Here is a 15,885-nt window from a genome sequence, read left to right on the forward strand (position 1 = left end):
CGATCTCGGCGCGGCTGCGCCCCGCGGCGCGGATGAGGAAGACGCGGCCGAAGCGCTCCTCGTACGTGGCGTTGCCCTCGGCGAGCGCCTTGGCGAGCTGCGGGTCGTCGGTCTGCGCCGACGCCTCCTGCTCGCGCCGGCTGAACTCCTGCGCGGCGCCCTCGCCCGTCGGCGCCTCGCCGATGCGCGGGTGGTGCGCCATGGCCTCGTCGACCTCGGCCTCGCTGAGCGGGCTGCCGGCGGCCGTCGCGGCCCCGACGAGAGCGTCGACGTCGGCGAAGGGCCCGGCCGCGGCCACCTCGTCGACCCAGCGCTGCACGGACAATGCGGTGGCCAGCCGCTCGCGCAGCTCGCTCTCGGGGAGGTCGATCATGGTCGCCACTGTACTGACCGCGACCCGGGGGCGGGTGCCGTCGTGGACCTGATCACCGTGCGCGAGGTGCGCACCCCGACGACGCGGGCCGAGCTGCGGTTCGGCCCCGGTGAGCTGCCCCTCGGCGGCGGCACCTGGCTGTATTCCGAGCCGCAGCCGGGGCTGACCGGCCTCGTCGACCTGACCACCCTGGGCTGGGCCCCGCTCGAGGTCGTCGGCGACGCCCTCAGCGTCGCGGCCACGTGCACGCTGGCCGAGCTGACGCGGCTGCCGGCGGAGCCGGGCTGGGCGGCGCACCCGCTCGTGCGCCAGTGCGCCGAGAGCCTGCTCGCCTCGTTCAAGATCTGGAACACGGCGACGGTCGGCGGCAACGTCGCGACGAGCCTGCCGGCGGGCGCGATGACGTCGCTGCTCAGCACCCTCGACGCCGTGGCCGTCGTCTGGACCCCCGACGGCGGCGAGCGCCGCGAGCCCGTGGTCGAGCTGGTCACGGGCGTGCGCGAGAACACGCTCCGCCACGGCGAGGTGCTGCGGTCGCTCGAGGTGCCCCTCGCGTCGCTGCGCTCGCGCACCGGGTTCCGCCGCGTCGCCCTGAGCCCGCTGGGCCGCTCGGGCACGCTCGTCACGAGCCGCACCTCAGCCGACGGCGAGTGGGTGCTCACGGTCACGGCGGGCACGACGCGCCCCGAGCAGCTGCGCTTCGACGAGGTGCCCGGCGAGCGGGCGCTGGCCGACGCGCTCGCCCGCGTCGACACCTGGTACGACGACCCGCACGGCGCCCCCGACTGGCGACGGCACGTCAGCGCGCTCTTCGCGCACGAGCTGCGGGCCGAGGCCCTCTCGCCCGCCCCGACGCCGCCCGTGCGGCCCTTCGTCCACCGACCGGGCCCGGCCCGGTCGGCCGGCACCCCGACCCGAGGAGGCGCGGCATGAGCACCCCAGGAGAAGCCGACACCAGCACCCCCGGCGGCAGCAGCGCCCCCGGCGGTGCCCCCGGCGGGCGCGTGACCGGCCCGGCGACCGCCAGCGAGGCGGCCGTGCCGAGCCGCGCCTCCGGCAGGACCGTCTCGTTCGAGGTCGACGGGCGACCGGTCGACGCACCGGTGGCGCCCGGCCAGGTGCTGCGCACGGTGCTCCGCGAGGCCGGCGTGCACTCGGTGAAGAAGGGCTGCGACGCGGGCGACTGCGGCGCCTGCTCGGTGCTCGTCGACGGCGAGCCCGTGCACTCGTGCATCTGGCCGGCGCACCGCCTCGACGGCCACGCCGTCACCACGGCCGCCGGCCTCGGCACGGTCGAGCACCCGCACCCCGTGCAGCAGGCCTTCGTCGACGCCGCGGGCTTCCAGTGCGGCTTCTGCACCGCGGGCATGGTCGTGACCGCGTCGACCCTCACCGAGGCCGACCACGACGACCTGCCCCGGCTGCTCAAGGGCAACCTCTGCCGCTGCACCGGCTACCGGGCGATCGGCGACGCGATCTGCGGCGTCGCCAACACGACGACGCCGGCCGCGGGCACGGCCGTCGGGCAGTCGACGACGGCCCCGGCCGCCCTCCGGGTCGTGACCGGCGGCGAGGAGTACACCCTCGACTTCCGTTCGCCGACGAAGCTGCTGCACCTCGCCGTGCTCGGCAGCCCGCACCCGCACGCCCGCGTCGTGTCGATCGACGTCTCGGCCGCCGAGGCCATGCCGGGCGTCCACGCCGTCCTCACGCACCACGACTCCCCCGCCACGCTCTTCTCGACCGGTCGCCACGAAGACCGGGAGGACGACCCCGACGACTCGCTCGTGATCGACCCCGTGCTGCGGTTCCGCGGCCAGCGCGTCGCGGCCGTCGTCGCCGAGTCCGTGCGCGAGGCCCGCCTCGCCCTCGACGCCGTCGTCGTCGAGTACGAGCTGCTGCCCGCCGTCTTCGACCCCGAGCAGGCCCGGCGCCCGGGCGCCCCGCTGCTGCACGGCGAGAAGACGAGCGAGGTGTCGCGCATCGCCTTCCCCGAGCGCAACACCGTGGCCGCGATGCACGGCGAGACGGGCGACGTCGACGCGGCCCTGGCCGCCGCCGACGTCACGGTCGAGGGCACCTGGCGCACGCAGCGGGTCAGCCACGCGGCGCTCGAGACGCACGCGACGAGGGGCTGGCTCGACGACGACGGGCGGCTCGTGCTCCGCACGTCGAGCCAGGTGCCCTTCCTCGTCCGCGACGAGGTGGCCCACGTCTTCGGCCTGCCGCAGGAGTCCGTGCGCGTCTTCACCAAGCGGGTCGGCGGCGGCTTCGGCGGCAAGCAGGAGCTCCTGACCGAGGACCTCGTGACGCTCGCCGTGCAGCGCACCGGGCGCGCCGTGCAGTACGAGATGAGCCGCGACGACGAGTTCACCGTCGTGCCGACCCGGCACCCGATGCGCGTGCGCGTGCGGCTCGGGGCCACCCGCGACGGCGTCCTCACGGCGATGCACGTCGACCAGCTGATGGACACGGGCGCCTACGGCAACCACGGCATCGGCGTCATGTACCACTCGGTGCACGAGTCGACCTCCGTGTACCGCTGCGAGAACAAGAGGGTCGACGCCGAGAGCGTCTACACGAACAACCTGCCGTCGGGGGCGTTCCGCGGCTACGGCCTCGGCCAGGTCGTCTTCGGCGTCGAGTCGGCGATGGACGAGCTGGCCCGCGAGCTCGGCCTCGACCCGTTCGAGCTGCGCCGCCGCAACGTCGTCGTGCCGGGCGACCCCATGGTCGTCACCGACCCCGACGAGGAGACGGACCTGCTCTACGGCAGCTACGGCCTCGACCAGTGCCTCGACCTCGTCGAGCGGGCCCTGACGACCCCGAGCGACGACCCCGCGGTGGCCGCCGCCGACGTCGTGCCCGAGGGCCCGGGCTGGAGCGTCGGCACCGGCATGGCCCTCGCGATGATCGCGACCATGCCGCCCCGCGGCCACTTCGCCGACACGTCGGTCGCGCTGCGGCCCGACGGCGGGTACGACGTGGCCGTCGGCACGGCCGAGTTCGGCAACGGCACGACCACGGTGCACGGCCAGCTGGTCGCGACCGTGCTCGGCACCACGCCCGACCGTGTGACGATCCGGCAGAGCGACACCGACGTGGCGCGCTACGACACCGGCGCCTTCGGGTCGGCCGGGGTCGTCGTGGCCGGCAAGGCCCTGCTCGCCGCGGCGCAGAAGCTCAGGGCCGCGATGGTGGAGCGGGCGCTCGACCTCACCGGAGGCGCGGCGGCGGTCGTCGACGGAGGCCCGCTGCCCGAGGTGGTGACCGGGGGCGTCGTCGTGACCCGCGCCTCCCGCACCCCCGGGGGCGACCCCGAACGCGTCGTCGTCGACGCCGGGCAGCTGCTCGCCGACGGACCGCTCTCGGCCGACGGCAGCCACGACGGGACGCCGCGGTCGGTCGCGTTCAACGTGCACGCGTTCCGCGTGGCCGTCGACCGGTCGACCGGCGAGGTGCGCATGCTGCGCTCGATCCAGGCGGCCGACGCGGGCACGGTGCTGAACCCCGAGCAGCTGCGCGGGCAGGTCGAGGGCGGCACCGCGCAGGCGATCGGCACGGCGCTCTACGAGGAGGTCCTGCTCGACGAGGAGGGGCGGGTCACCACGACCGCGCTCCGCAACTACCGCGTGCCCAAGTTCTCGGACGTGCCGCGCACCGAGGTGCTCTTCGCGGCGACCCACGACGACCTCGGGCCGCTCGGGGCCAAGTCGATGAGCGAGGCGCCGTACAACCCGGTCGCCCCGGCGCTCGCCAACGCGATCCGCGACGCCCTGGGCGTCCGGCCGCACGAGCTGCCCATGTCGCGCGACCGGCTCTGGCGGCTCGCGCGGGGCTGAGCCCGCGCGGCCGCTGGCCTACAGTACGGAGCACCATGCGCATCGCCCTCGCCCAGATCACCAGCACCGCCGACCCGGCCGCGAACCTCCGCGAGCTGGAGCGGGTCGCCGAGCTCGCGGCGGCCGACCGCGCCGAGCTCGTCGTCTTCCCCGAGGCGACGCTCTGTGCCTTCGGCGGCCCCGACCTCGCCACGGTCGCCGAGCCGCTCGACGGCCCCTGGGCGTCGGCGGTGCGGGCCCTCGCCGCCCGGCTGGGCACGACGATCGTCGTGGGCACGTTCACGCCCGGCGACGACGGGCGGGTGCGCAACACCCTCCTGGTCGCGGGCCCCACGCCCGGCGACGGCGCGCACTACGACAAGGTGCACGTCTTCGACGCCTTCGGCTACGCCGAGTCGGAGTCGGTGCAGCCGGGCGATCGGGCCGTCACCGCCCGGGTGGCGGGCGAGACCGTCGGGCTGGCCACCTGCTACGACGTGCGCTTCCCCGCGCTGTTCCTCGCGACGGCCGCGGCGGGCGCGCGCGTCAGCCTCGTCTGCGCGTCGTGGGGAGCGGGCCCCGGCAAGGTCGAGCAGTGGCGGCTGCTGACCCGGGCCCGGGCCGTCGACACGACCACCGTCGTCGTGGCCGTGGGCCAGGGCGACCCCGCGACGCAGGGCGTCGAGCCCTCGGGCGGGGCGCCCACCGGGGTCGGGCACAGCGTCGTCGTGTCGCCGCTCGGCGAGGTGCTCGTCGAGCTCGGCGCGGCGCCCGAGCTCCGGGTCGTCGACGTCGACCTCGACCAGGTCGACGCCGCCCGCGGGTCGCTGCCCGTGCTGGCGAACCAGCGCTTCGCGGTCGCGAGCGGGCCGCAGGGCTGACCCGCGCCTCCGTCGCGCTGGGCCGCGCTACGGCGCGCTGGGCGACTCGACGACGAGCTCGCCGCTGACGATGCTCGCGCGCACCGCGTCGAGCTCGGCCTGCAGCTCGGCCGGCACCGACGACGCCAGGTCGTGGAAGGGCGCGAGGTCGACGCCGCCGTTGTCGAGCGTGCCGACGTAGGGCTCCGCCGTGAACGAGTCGTCGGTCGACGAGACGGCGATCTGCTGCACGGCCTGCTCGGTGTCCTTGATCACGGAGGTGAGCATGATCGGGCGGTACTCCTCGGGCAGCGTGTCGTAGCCGTCGTTGTCGACCCAGATCACCGAGACCCCGCCCGCGTCGAGGGCGGCCGAGGCCGCGCCCTCGCCGACCTGGCCGGCCACCGGCATGATCACGTCGGCGCCCTGGTCGATCAGCGCCTGCGCGAGCTGCTTGCCCTTGTTGACGTCCTCGAAGTCGCCGGTGAACGAGCCGTCCTGCGCCTCCTTCGACCAGCCGAGCAGCTCGACCGAGGTGCCGTGCGCGGCGTTGTAGGCGTCGACGCCGTCCGAGAAGCCGTCCATGAACAGGGTGACCGGGGGCTGGTTGCCGCCGCCGAACGTCGCGACCGCCCCGGTCTTGCTGACCCCGGCGGCGAGGTAGCCCGCGAGGTACGAGGCCTGGGCCGTGTCGAACAGGATCGGCTTGACGTTCTCGCCCTCGACGCTCTCGTCGACGATCGCGAAGTCGACGTCGGGGTTCGCGGCGGCCTGCTCCTGCGTCGCCGCGGCGAGCTCGTAGCCGACGGTCAGCACGAAGCCGCAGCCCGAGCCCACGGCCTGCTCGACGTTGGGGGCCAGGTCGGTCTCGCTCGTCGACACGAGCACCTTCGCCTCGATGCCGTCCTCGGCCTGGGCCGCCTGGAGGCCCGCCCAGCTCGACTGGTTGAACGACCGGTCGTCGAGGCCGCCCGAGTTCGTCACCATGCGCGCGCAGTGCGTGCTGTCGGTCGCGGCGACGTCGTCGCTCGGCGCGCTGGCGCAGGCGCTCAGCAGCACGAGGGCCGAGAGCCCGACGACGCCCCCGAGGAGGCGCGAGGGGCGACGAGAGGACGACGCACGAACGGGGGCGGCAGGGCGGGCAGGGCCGACGGGGCTGACGGTGCGGGCGGGGCGGACTGACACGACGGGGAGACCTCCGGGCTGGGGGATGCTGCAGGGGTGAGCAGCATCATGGCACCGATCGGCCGCGGTGCCGCCTCCGTGACGCCGGCGTGCGCGCCCGGCGACGGCGGGGCGCACGTCGTCAGCGCGCCCCGCCCACCCGGTGCACCAGCATCGCCAGGTCGACCCGCCCCTCCACCTCGAGCTTCTCGTAGACGTGGCCGACGTGCGTCTTCACCGTCGCGAGCGTGATGAAGAGGTCGGCCGCGACCTGCGCGTTCGTGAGGCCGCGCGCCACCGCCCGGGCGACCTCCGCCTCCCGCTCGGTCAGCCGCTCGAAGCGCTCGACCTCGCCGACGACCGCGGCGGCGGCGCCACCCGCGTCCGAGCCCGAGCCCGGGCCCGTGCCCTGCCCCGCGCCCTGCCCCGCTCCCCCGCCGCGCCCGGCCGCGACCTCGATGACCCGGTCGAGCACCGACGGCGAGAGCGTCGAGCGCCCCTCGGCGGCCGCGTGCACGGCGGCGACCAGCTCGGCCGGCGGCGTGTCCTTGAGCACGAAGCCGCGGGCACCGCTCCGCAGCGCCCCGAGCACCATCTCGTCGGCGTCGAAGGTCGTCAGCACGAGCACCGCGAGGTCGGGCCGTCGCCGCAGCTCGCGGGCGGTGGCGTCGAGGCCGTTGCAGCGCGGCATGCGGATGTCCATCAGCACGACGTCGGGCCGGGTGCGGGCGATGACGGCCTCGGCGGCCAGGCCGTCCTCCGCCTGGCCCACCACCTCGATGCCCGGGTCGCCGCCGAGCAGCAGGAGCAGGCCCTCGCGCACCAGGCGCTCGTCGTCGACCACGACGACGCGCACGGGGGCCGGCCCCGGGGAGTCGCGGGTCACCTCGTCCACGGCAGCCGCGCCTCCACCGCGTGCCGGCCGTCGACGTGCTCGACGGTCAGCGACCCGCCCGCCAGCCGGGCCCGCTCCTCGAGGCCCGTCAGGCCGTGCCCGCGCCCGGGCACGCCGAGGCCGCCGGCGTCGGCGGCTGCCGCCGTCGCCGCCGTCGTCGTCGCCGCGCTCGGGGCCGGGTTCTCGACCCGCACCCGCAGCTCACGCCCCGGCCGCCCCGAGAGCCCGACCGTCACCGGCTGCCCCGGCGCGTGGCGGCGCGCGTTCGTGAGGCACTCCTGCACGACGCGGAAGGCGTGGCGCGAGGTCGACGTCGGCAGCGCCTCCAGCCCCCGGCGCGTGTCGTCGTCGACCCGCAGCGTCACGACCGAGCCGGCCGCCCGGGCCTCGCCGAGCAGCCCGTCGAGGCCCGCCAGCGTGGGCTGCGGCGGCACGGCCGCGGGGTCGGCGGCGGCGCCGTCGCGCCCGGCACCGCCCACGCCGCCCTCCCCGGCGCCCTCCCCGGCGCCGTCCCGGTCGCCGTCGCCGTCGCCGTCACGCAGCACGCCGAGCACCTCGCGCAGCTCGGTGAGCGCCGCCCGGGCCGCGTCGCGGATGACCCCGGCCGTCGCCCGAGTCTCCGCCTCGCCGAGCCCCTCGCGGTACTCGAGCGCCCCGGCGTGCAGCGCCACGAGCGAGAGCCGGTGGGCGAGCACGTCGTGCATCTCGCGGGCGATCCGGGTGCGCTCGTGGTCGCGGGCCTGCGCGAGGCGGAGCGACTGCTCCTCCTCCGCGAGGCGGGCCCGCTCGCGGAGCGAGCGCAGCAGCTCGCGGCGACCCCCGACGTAGAGGCCCACGGCGACGAGCAGGGCGACGACGAGCACCGACACGGCGACGACCTGCCAGAGGGGCGTCGCCGCCGTGGCCTGCGTGACGATGCGGTCGCCGAGCACCGACGCCCCGACGAAGACGACCGACACGAGACCGATCTCGACGGGGCGGCGACGGGTCGCCAGCGAGACGGTGGCGAGCACCGCGGCGCCGATGCCGAGCGCGGAGGCCCCGCAGATCGTCACGACGACGAGGGCCACCACCAGGGGCGCGTGCCGTCGGAAGGGCACGAGCACGAGGGCGGCCAGCCCGAGCACGAGGTCGAGCAGCACCAGCATCGTGAAGCGGGGCTCGCCGAGGGCCTCGGGCACCGCGTCGTCCGAGAACCAGACGAGCACGAAGAGCAGGAGGCCGATGACCGCGGCGACGACCCAGCGCCAGGTCTCCGACCAGAGCCGCGCCGCGACGCCGGGGCGGTCGCCCTCGGCGGGGCGGCCGACGTCGGCGGGGCTCGGCGGCGGGCTCACGGGCCAGGCTGTCGCGGTCATGCGGCGAGCCTACGGAGCGGCCCTCGGGGCCCGGATCGACCGAAGGTCGGAGATCCGGGCCCCGCGACCGCGCCCGGGGTCATCCGGTGTTCTGCAGGCCCGCGGCGATCCCGTTGACGGTGAGCAGGAGGAGGCGGTGGTCGGCGTCGGCCGGGTCCTTCTCGACCGCGCGGCGGATGCCACGGAGCGCCCGCAGCTGCAGCAGCGACAGCGCGTCGACGTACGGGCTGCGGAGGCGCACCGAGCGCTTGAGCACCGGTCGCCCCTCGAGCACCTCGGCGTGGCCGCTCACGCGGAGCACCCACTCGCGGGTCAGCGCCATCTCGGCGAGCACCCGGTCGGCGAGGTCGGTGCGCTCGGCGAGGCCGAGGTACTCGCGGGCGATGTGGTCGTCGGTCTTGGCGAACGACAGCTCGACGTTCTTGATCATCGTCGTGAAGAGCGGCCACGAGGCGTACGCCTCGCGCAGCAGCTCGACGTCGCCCACCGCGGCGAGCGCGGAGCCGAGGCCGTACCAGCCGGCGAGGTTGATGCGCGCCTGGGTCCAGGCGAACACCCACGGGATCGCCCGGAGGTCCTCCAGCGACTCGACCGAGAGGCCGCGCCGCGCGGGGCGCGAGCCGAGCGCGAGCAGGCCCACCTCCTCCATCGGGGTGACCGTGGCGAACCACTGGGCGAAGCCGTCCGCCTTGACGAGGCCGAAGAAGGCGTCCTTCGAGGCGGCGTCCATCGCGGTCGCGAGCGGGGCGAAGCGCTCGGCCGCGGCGGCGTTGCGCGCGGCCGTGGCGGGGCTCGACGCCTGCAGGGTCGCGGCGGCCATCTGCTCGATGTGCCGGGCGGCGATGGTCTTGTTGCCGTAGTGCGCCAGGATCACCTCGCCCTGCTCCGTGATCTTGAACCGCCCCTCCACCGATCCGGGCGGCTGGGCGCGGACGGCCTCGTGGGCCGGCCCGCCGCCGCGGCCCATCGAGCCGCCGCGGCCGTGGAAGAGAGTCAGCACGATGTCGTTGCGCTCGGCCCACTCGGCGATGCGCGCCTGGGCGTCGTACAGCGCGAAGCTGGCGCTGACCGGCCCGACGTCCTTCGACGAGTCGGAGTAGCCGAGCATGACCTCGAGCCGGCGGCCGTTCGCCGCGAGGCGACGCTGGACGGGCTCCGTCTGCAGGGCCTCCTCGAGGATGCGCGTCGACGCCTCGAGGTCCGCGAACGTCTCGAAGAGCGGGATGACGTCGAGCACGGGCGCCGCCTCGGCCGAGCCGAGCGCGAGCTCGGCCAGCTCGACGACGTTCGCGAGGTCGGCCGACGACTGCGTGAACGAGACGATGTAGCGGGAGGCGGCCTGGCGCCCGAAGCGCTGCTGCAGCTCGGCGACCACGCGGAACACCTCCAGCACCTCGACGGTGGTGGGGCTCAGCTCGCCGCCGGCCCGCGCCTCCTCGAGGGCGGTGCGGTGCACCTGCGAGTGCTGGCGCACCTCGAGCTCGGCGAGGTGGAACCCGAAGGTCTCGACCTGCCACACGAGGTTCTGCAGCTCGCCGTTCGCGGCGCGGTCGGCCCCCGCGGCCCGCAGCGAGCGCTGCACGGTGCGGAGGTCGTCGAGCAGCTCGTCGGGGCGGCCGTAGGCGAGGGGCTCCTGGCCGAGGCGGGTCGCCTCGAGGCGCGCCGCGACGAAGAGCAGCACCCGGCGGTGGCTCTCGTTGGGCGAGCGGATGCCGATGCGCGAGGCGACGTCGGGCTCGAGCTGCCGCTGCTGCTCGGCGAGCGCCACCAGGCCCTCGTCGCCGGGGGTGTCGGCCTCGTCGAGCGTGAGGGTGCTGCCGATGCGCGTGGTCGCGCGCTGCAGGCCGATCAGCACGTGCTCGCTGGCGATCTCGGCCGCGGCCCGCGTCACCTCGGCGGTGACGTGCGGGTTGCCGTCGCGGTCGCCGCCGATCCAGCTGCTGAGGCGCATGAAGGCGGGGGCGCGCACCGGCTCGCGGCCGGCGCCGTCGCCCTGCAGGCGGTCGTCGAGCAGGCGGTAGACGGTCGGCACGACCTCGAAGAGCGTCTGGTCGAAGACGTTCATCGCGGTGCGGACCTCGTCGAGCGGGGTCGGGCGCGTCGTGCGGAGCGGCGAGGTGCGCCACAGCGTGTCGATCTCCTCCAGGAGGCGGCGCTGCGTCTCGGCGCCGGTCACCTCGTTGGCGGAGATGTCGCGCTCGGCGAGCAGGTCGCTGATGCGGCGGATGGTCGACGCCACGGCGCGGCGGCGGGCCTCCGTCGGGTGGGCCGTGAAGACGGGCTGGAAGCGCAGCTCGGCGAGGCGCCGCGACGCCTCGTCGGCACCGAGCTCGTCGACCAGCCGCTCGACGGCGGCCGGCAGGGAGTCGGGCCCCGAGCCGCGGCGCGTCAGCACGCGCACGCGGTGGTGCTCCTCCGCGAGGTTGCTGAGGTGGAAGTAGCAGGTGAAGGCGCGGGCGACCTGCTCGGCGCGCTCGTGGTCGAGCGACTCGACGAGGTCGCGGGCGCGGGCCCTCGCCACCTCGTCGGTGTCGCCTTCGTAGGCGCCGATCACGGCGGCGCGCAGGGCCTCGACGTCGGCGAGCAGCTCGGGGCCGCCGGCCTCGGTGAGCACGCGCCCGAGCAGGCTGCCGAGGAAGCTGACGTCGGCGCGGAGGGCCGCGTCGACCTCGCCCCGGACGTCGTCGCGGGAGGTGCCGTCAGGGCGTCGGGGGGTCTCGGTGTCCGTCACGCGACCATTCTGTGGCACGCGGGCGGAGTGTGACGAACATCGGGGCCCCGGGGGTCGGCCTAGGGTGGCGGCATGAGCCCCGAGCCCTCCGCGAAGACCGTCCAGCTGCGCCGCTACGACCTGGTGCCGGGGGTGCTCGACGAGTTCCTGGCGTGGTTCCACGCCGAGATCGTGCCCGTCCGCACCGCCCAGGGCTTCACGGTCGAGTTCGCCTACGCCGACCGCGAGGCCGAGCAGTTCACCTGGGCGGTCAGCGTGCCCGGCGACGCCGCGGCGTTCACCGCCCTCGAGCAGACGTACCTGTCCAGCGAGGGCCGGGCCGCGGCGTTCGCGGGCCAGCCGACCCGCGTCGCCGTCTCGCACGTGCGCCTCGTCGAGACCGTCGTCGAGGCCGGCAGCCGCGCGTAGCGCTGCGCCTGCGCCCGCGCCTGCGCCCGCCACCGGTCGGGGGCACGCGGGGCGGCAGGCGGCAGTGCGTCAGGCGGCGGAGACGCCGACCATCGCGGCGCTGCGCTCCCAGAGGCCGCGCGAGAGCTCGCGGTCGCCGGCCTGCGCCGCGACGCGGCCGGGCGCCTTGAGGCGGTCGAAGTAGTTGCCGCTCGGGGCGGGCACCGAGGCCGCCGCCGCGAGCCGGACGAGGGGCTCGGCGCCCTGCTCGGTGCTGATCGCGAGGTTCTTCGCGAGGCTGACGACGGGGCCGCCGCCGCCGAAGCTCGAGGCCACGAAGCCGGGGTGGAACGCGAACGCGTCGACCGCGGTGCCGCGGAGGCGGCGGGCCAGTTCGCGCGTGAACAGGACGTTCGCGAGCTTCGAGGTGCCGTAGGCCCGCATGCCGCCGAGCCACGGGCCGGTCGAGGTGTCGAGGTCGTCGAGGTCGACGCGGCCCATGAGGTTGCCGGCGCTCGAGGTCTGGATGATCCGGACGGCGCCCGGCGGGACGTCCTGCGCGGTCTCGGTGAGGCGCGGCAGCAGGATCGAGGTCAGCAGGAAGGCCGCGAGGTGGTTGCTCTGCAGCGTCGTCTCGAAGCCGTCGCCGGTGGTGCCGCGCTCGGGCATGAGGCCGCCGGCGTTGTTCGCCAGCACGTGGATGCGGGGGTGGTCGGCGAGCAGCTGCTCGCCGAGCGAGCGCACGGCGGCGAGGTCGGTGAAGTCGGCGAGGTAGGCCTGGCCGCCGACCTCGTCGGCGACGCGGCGGGTGCGCTCGGCGTTGCGCCCGACGACGGCGACGGTGGCGCCGAGGCCCGACAGCGCGACGGCCGCGGCACGGCCGATGCCCGAGCTCGCGCCGGTGATCACGACCGTGCGGTCGTCGAGTCGGGCGGGGGCGGGCAGCGTGACGGTCATGCCGTGCACGATAGCCGCGCGCCCCCCGCCCCGCCTGGGTGCGGGAGGAGGGGCGCGGGGCGGAGCGCGGGAGGCGCGGTGCGGCTAGCGGCGGCGCTTCCGGTCGCGCCAGGCCCCGGTCGACCAGAGCGCCCAGGCGATCAGCAGCGGCTGGCCGAGCAGGCGCAGGCCGCGCTTGGTGTCGGTGTCGAGCCCGAACGCGTCGCGGTGGTGGACGAGCTGCGCGATGTTGCCGGGGAAGATCACCGTGAAGAAGATCGCGGCGACCCAGCCGACCGTCACGCGACGGCCGCGCAGGGCGATCAGCGCGGCGCCGAGCGAGATCTCGGCGACGCCCGAGGCGAGCACCGTGACGTCCTCGCTGAGCGGCACGAACTCGGGCACCTGCGCGCGGAAGTCCTCGCGGCCGAAGGTGAGGTGGCTGGTGCCGGCGAAGACCAGCGCGGAGCCGAGCAGCACCCGGCCGATCGTGCGGGGCACGGAGGTGCGGGGGAGCTTGCGCGAGGTCATGGTCGGTCCGTTCGGTCGGTGCGGGGGGAGTCGGGGTGCGGGTCGGTGTCGCCCACGGCGCCGTCGAGCGGGGCGACGGGCGCCCCCGTGGCGAGGGCGGCGGCGGTGGCGGTCTCGCCGGCGGCGGACGTGGCGGCGGGCGCCCCTGCGGTGCGGCCCCGCGCCTCCGCCTCGAGCCGGTCGGCCTCCTCGCCCGTGACGGCCTCGCCGCGGGCGACCATGCCGGCCACGTCGCTGAGGGCGATCTGCGGCAGGAAGAGCGCGAGCACGAACGCCACGGCGATGAACGGGATGAGGTAGGCGAAGACCGGCGCCAGCGCGTCGGCGTAGCCTTCCACGACCTGGCGACGGATCGCCTCGGGCAGCTGGTTCAGCGTCGCGGGGTCGAGGGTCGCCGTCGACTGCGCGGCGTCGCCCGCCGAGGCCCCGGCACCGGTGAAGACGCTGGTGAGGTTCTCGGTGAGGCGGCTCGTGAAGAGCGCGCCGAAGATCGCGACGCCGAGCGCCGCGCCGACCTCGCGGAAGTAGTTGTTCGTGCTGGTCGCCGTGCCGACGTTCGCCGCGTCGACCGAGTTCTGCACGACGAGCACCACGACCTGCATGATGAGGCCGAGGCCGGCGCCGAAGATCAGCAGGAAGACGCAGATCAGCCAGAGGGGCGTGTCGGCCGTGAGCGTCGTGAAGAGCGCCATCGCGATGCCGGTGAGCACCGTGCCGACGATCGGGAACGCCTTGTAGCGGCCGGTCTTCGTGATCAGGTTGCCCGAGATGATCGAGGTGCCGATGAGGCCCGCCATCATCGGCAGCAGCAGCAGGCCGGAGACCGCCGCGGAGGCGCCCGACGACATCTGCAGGAAGGTCGGCACGAACGCGATGGCCGAGAACATGCCGATGCCGAGCACGAAGCCGACGGCCGTGGCGAGCACGAACACGCGGTTGCGGAAGAACGAGAGCGGGATGATCGGGTCGTCGGCCCGCGACTCGACGAGCACGAAGAGGCTGACCGCGACGAGCACGCCGGCGCCCCACAGCCAGGTCTCGGGGGCGCCCCAGCCGTGGTCGGCCTGGCCGCCGAACTCCGTGAAGAAGATGAGGCAGGTGGTGGCCGCGGAGAGCAGCACGACGCCGAGCCAGTCGACCTTCTTCGTGGCCTTCTTGCTGGGCAGGGTCAGGGCCATCCAGGCGATGACGAACGCGGCGACCCCGACGGGCACGTTGATGTAGAAGGCCCACTGCCAGGTCAGGTGGTCGACGAAGAAGCCGCCGAGCAGGGGCCCGCCGATGGCGGAGAGGCCGAAGACGGCGCCGAGCGGGCCGAGGTACTTGCCGCGCTCGGAGGCCGGCACGATGTCGGCGATGATCGCCTGCGACAGGATCATCAGGCCGCCGCCGCCGAGGCCCTGGATCGCCCGGAAGACCACGAACATCCAGAAGTCGGTCGCGAAGGCGCAGCCGATGCTCGCGAGGGTGAAGATCGCGATGGCGACGAGGAAGAGGCTGCGCCGCCCGAGCACGTCGCCGAACTTGCCGTAGATCGGCATGACGATCGTCGTCGCGAGCAGGTACGCCGTGGTGATCCAGGCCTGGTGCTCGACGCCGCCGAGCTCGCCGACGATGGTCGGCATGGCCGTCGAGACGATGGTCTGGTCGAGGCTCGACAGCAGCATGCCCGAGATCAGCGCCCCGAAGATGATCCAGATGCGCCTCTGGGTGAGCAGGAAGGGGGCGTCGGCCCGCTTCTCGGTGGTGGTCGTCATGCGGGTCGAGGCGCCTCTCGGTCGGTGGTGCGGAGCGGGGGTGTCACGGGGGCGGGCGTGTCGGCCGGAGCGCGGGCGCCGGCGGCCAGCAGCTCGCGGGCGAGCCGCAGCTGCTCGGCGAGCACCGCGTCGAAGCGCTGGGCCCCGTCGCCCTCGGCGGTGAAGAAGACGGCCATCGAACGCTGCGCGAGGCCGGTCATCAGGGTCACGACGACGTCGACGCGCGGGTCGGCGACGTCGAGCCCCTCGTGCGCGGCCACGGAGGCGGCGATGCGCCGCTGCTGCTCGTCGCCCTGGCGCATCACGCTGCCGAGCAGGCGCGGCTCGCGGTCGAGCGCGGCCTTGAACTCGGCGGCGCGGGCCCGGGTGAGGCCGACGTGCTGGATCCGCTCGACGAGCATCGTCGACAGGTCGTCGAAGGTCGTGGCGAACGGCGGCAGCGCGGGGTCGCGGCGGGTCGTGCCGTAGGCCACGAGCGGCGCGTCGCCGTCGTCGTCGAGGGCGACGCCGACGACGACGTCGTCCTTCGAGGCGAAGTGGTTGAAGAAGGTGCGGCGCGAGATGCCGACGGTCGCGCAGAGCTCGTCGATCGTGAAGCCGGCCAGGCCCTCCGCGGCGGTGAGCCGACGGGCCTCGGCCACGAGCTCGGAACGCACCCGCAGCCGCCGCAGCGCGGCCTTGCCGAGCGTCTCGGGCACGGACTCGGGCACGCGCTCCGGCGCGCTCTCGAGCGGGCTCTCGACGGGGCTGTCGGTCACGTCGCGCCTCCTCTCGATCGTCGCGGTGCGGGCCGGCGACGTCGCCGAGGGCGCGGTGCCCGACGAGAAGAATTGCACCCTGGGCCGCAGAGTGCAACTCTCAGCAGCTGAGAGATCGCCGAGACGGCCCGACCACGCACGGGAGGCGCGGTGCCGGTCAGACCGACACCGCGCCTCCCGCAGTCGCTCCCGGAAGAGCCTCTACTTCGAGGAGCCTTTGTCGCTCTCGTCCGGCCGCTCACGACCTGCGGGCACGGCACGCTTCACCGCGGCAGAAGTGACGTACCTGCCGGTGACCGCACTTCGATGCACTC

At 75.1% G+C, this 15,885-nt stretch carries 13 protein-coding genes; 4 read left to right on the plus strand and 9 right to left on the minus strand.

Translation table 11 applies throughout. From position 1 onward, the window contains the following. A partial coding sequence (locus JOE43_RS00005) for a 2-oxo-4-hydroxy-4-carboxy-5-ureidoimidazoline decarboxylase (RefSeq protein ID WP_209513666.1) occupies positions 1-373 on the minus strand: 373 nt, incomplete at its 3' end. A 42-nt stretch (positions 374-415) separates the two neighbouring features. Between JOE43_RS00005 and JOE43_RS00010 the strand changes: the two genes are divergently transcribed. From JOE43_RS00010 to JOE43_RS00020, 3 genes are read left to right on the plus strand one after another with little or no spacing between them, the layout of a single operon-like run. Further along, positions 416-1,306: an FAD binding domain-containing protein gene (locus JOE43_RS00010; RefSeq protein WP_209513667.1), complete on the plus strand. Its 891-nt coding sequence runs from the start codon at positions 416-418 to the stop codon at positions 1,304-1,306. Next, on the plus strand, positions 1,303-4,215 hold the full coding sequence (locus JOE43_RS00015; RefSeq protein WP_209513669.1) for a molybdopterin-dependent oxidoreductase: 2,913 nt from the start codon (positions 1,303-1,305) through the stop codon (positions 4,213-4,215). Before JOE43_RS00010 ends, JOE43_RS00015 begins: the two co-directional genes overlap by 4 nt. A 35-nt stretch (positions 4,216-4,250) precedes the next feature. Then, positions 4,251-5,075 carry a nitrilase-related carbon-nitrogen hydrolase gene (locus tag JOE43_RS00020; protein WP_209513677.1) on the plus strand — a complete coding sequence of 275 codons (825 nt, stop codon included), beginning with the start codon at positions 4,251-4,253 and terminating at the stop codon, positions 5,073-5,075. Positions 5,076-5,102: 27 nt separating this feature from the next. On the opposite strand, the gene JOE43_RS00025 is transcribed toward JOE43_RS00020, so the two are convergent. The 4 genes from JOE43_RS00025 to JOE43_RS00040 form a co-directional block, all read right to left on the minus strand. Further along, positions 5,103-6,113, minus strand: coding sequence for a BMP family protein (locus tag JOE43_RS00025; RefSeq protein WP_374073161.1), 1,011 nt, complete (start codon positions 6,111-6,113; stop codon positions 5,103-5,105). A 247-nt stretch (positions 6,114-6,360) separates the two neighbouring features. Next, the gene (locus JOE43_RS00030) at positions 6,361-7,113 is read right to left on the minus strand and encodes a response regulator transcription factor (RefSeq protein WP_307803171.1); all 753 of its coding nucleotides are present in this window, start codon (positions 7,111-7,113) and stop codon (positions 6,361-6,363) included. Further along, complete coding sequence (locus tag JOE43_RS00035; RefSeq protein ID WP_209513679.1) at positions 7,101-8,471, minus strand: sensor histidine kinase; 1,371 nt, start codon at positions 8,469-8,471, stop codon at positions 7,101-7,103. Before JOE43_RS00035 ends, JOE43_RS00030 begins: the two co-directional genes overlap by 13 nt. 79 nt (positions 8,472-8,550) lie before the next feature. After that, positions 8,551-11,202: a phosphoenolpyruvate carboxylase gene (locus JOE43_RS00040; protein WP_209513681.1), complete on the minus strand. Its 2,652-nt coding sequence runs from the start codon at positions 11,200-11,202 to the stop codon at positions 8,551-8,553. 72 nt (positions 11,203-11,274) lie between these two features. Here JOE43_RS00040 and JOE43_RS00045 point away from each other — a divergent pair, with 72 nt between their 5' ends. After that, on the plus strand, positions 11,275-11,610 hold the full coding sequence (locus JOE43_RS00045) for a hypothetical protein (RefSeq protein ID WP_209513683.1): 336 nt from the start codon (positions 11,275-11,277) through the stop codon (positions 11,608-11,610). 69 nt (positions 11,611-11,679) lie between these two features. Here the strand turns inward: JOE43_RS00045 and JOE43_RS00050 are convergent, their stop codons facing one another. From JOE43_RS00050 to JOE43_RS00065, 4 genes are all read right to left on the minus strand, one after another. After that, a complete protein-coding gene (locus JOE43_RS00050) occupies positions 11,680-12,546 on the minus strand; it encodes an SDR family NAD(P)-dependent oxidoreductase (protein ID WP_209513685.1) in 867 nt (288 codons plus the stop codon). A gap of 84 nt (positions 12,547-12,630) precedes the next feature. Next, positions 12,631-13,056 (minus strand): DoxX family membrane protein, encoded by a 426-nt coding sequence (locus JOE43_RS00055; RefSeq protein WP_209513694.1) that lies wholly within the window; start codon positions 13,054-13,056, stop codon positions 12,631-12,633. After that, positions 13,053-14,813, minus strand: coding sequence for an MDR family MFS transporter (locus tag JOE43_RS00060; RefSeq protein WP_209513695.1), 1,761 nt, complete (start codon positions 14,811-14,813; stop codon positions 13,053-13,055). Before JOE43_RS00060 ends, JOE43_RS00055 begins: the two co-directional genes overlap by 4 nt. Beyond that, entirely contained in the window at positions 14,810-15,571 is a 762-nt protein-coding gene (locus JOE43_RS00065) for a TetR/AcrR family transcriptional regulator (RefSeq protein ID WP_307803172.1), read from the minus strand. Before JOE43_RS00065 ends, JOE43_RS00060 begins: the two co-directional genes overlap by 4 nt. Positions 15,572-15,885: the final 314 nt, after the last annotated feature.

The sequence above is a fragment of the Frigoribacterium sp. PvP121 genome, from assembly GCF_017833115.1.
In the GTDB taxonomy this organism is placed as follows: Bacteria; Actinomycetota; Actinomycetes; order Actinomycetales; family Microbacteriaceae; genus Frigoribacterium; species Frigoribacterium endophyticum.

What these genes read in the sequence shown, in the direction of transcription:
- JOE43_RS00015 (WP_209513669.1), top strand. Translation starts at nt 1,303, where the DNA reads ATGAGCACCCCAGGAGAAGCCGACACCAGCACCCCCGGCGGCAGCAGC.
- JOE43_RS00020 (WP_209513677.1), top strand. Translation starts at nt 4,251, where the DNA reads ATGCGCATCGCCCTCGCCCAGATCACCAGCACCGCCGACCCGGCCGCG.
- JOE43_RS00035 (WP_209513679.1), bottom strand. Translation starts at nt 8,471, where the DNA reads ATGACCGCGACAGCCTGGCCCGTGAGCCCGCCGCCGAGCCCCGCCGAC.
- JOE43_RS00045 (WP_209513683.1), top strand. Translation starts at nt 11,275, where the DNA reads ATGAGCCCCGAGCCCTCCGCGAAGACCGTCCAGCTGCGCCGCTACGAC.
- JOE43_RS00050 (WP_209513685.1), bottom strand. Translation starts at nt 12,546, where the DNA reads ATGACCGTCACGCTGCCCGCCCCCGCCCGACTCGACGACCGCACGGTC.
- JOE43_RS00055 (WP_209513694.1), bottom strand. Translation starts at nt 13,056, where the DNA reads ATGACCTCGCGCAAGCTCCCCCGCACCTCCGTGCCCCGCACGATCGGC.
- JOE43_RS00060 (WP_209513695.1), bottom strand. Translation starts at nt 14,813, where the DNA reads ATGACGACCACCACCGAGAAGCGGGCCGACGCCCCCTTCCTGCTCACC.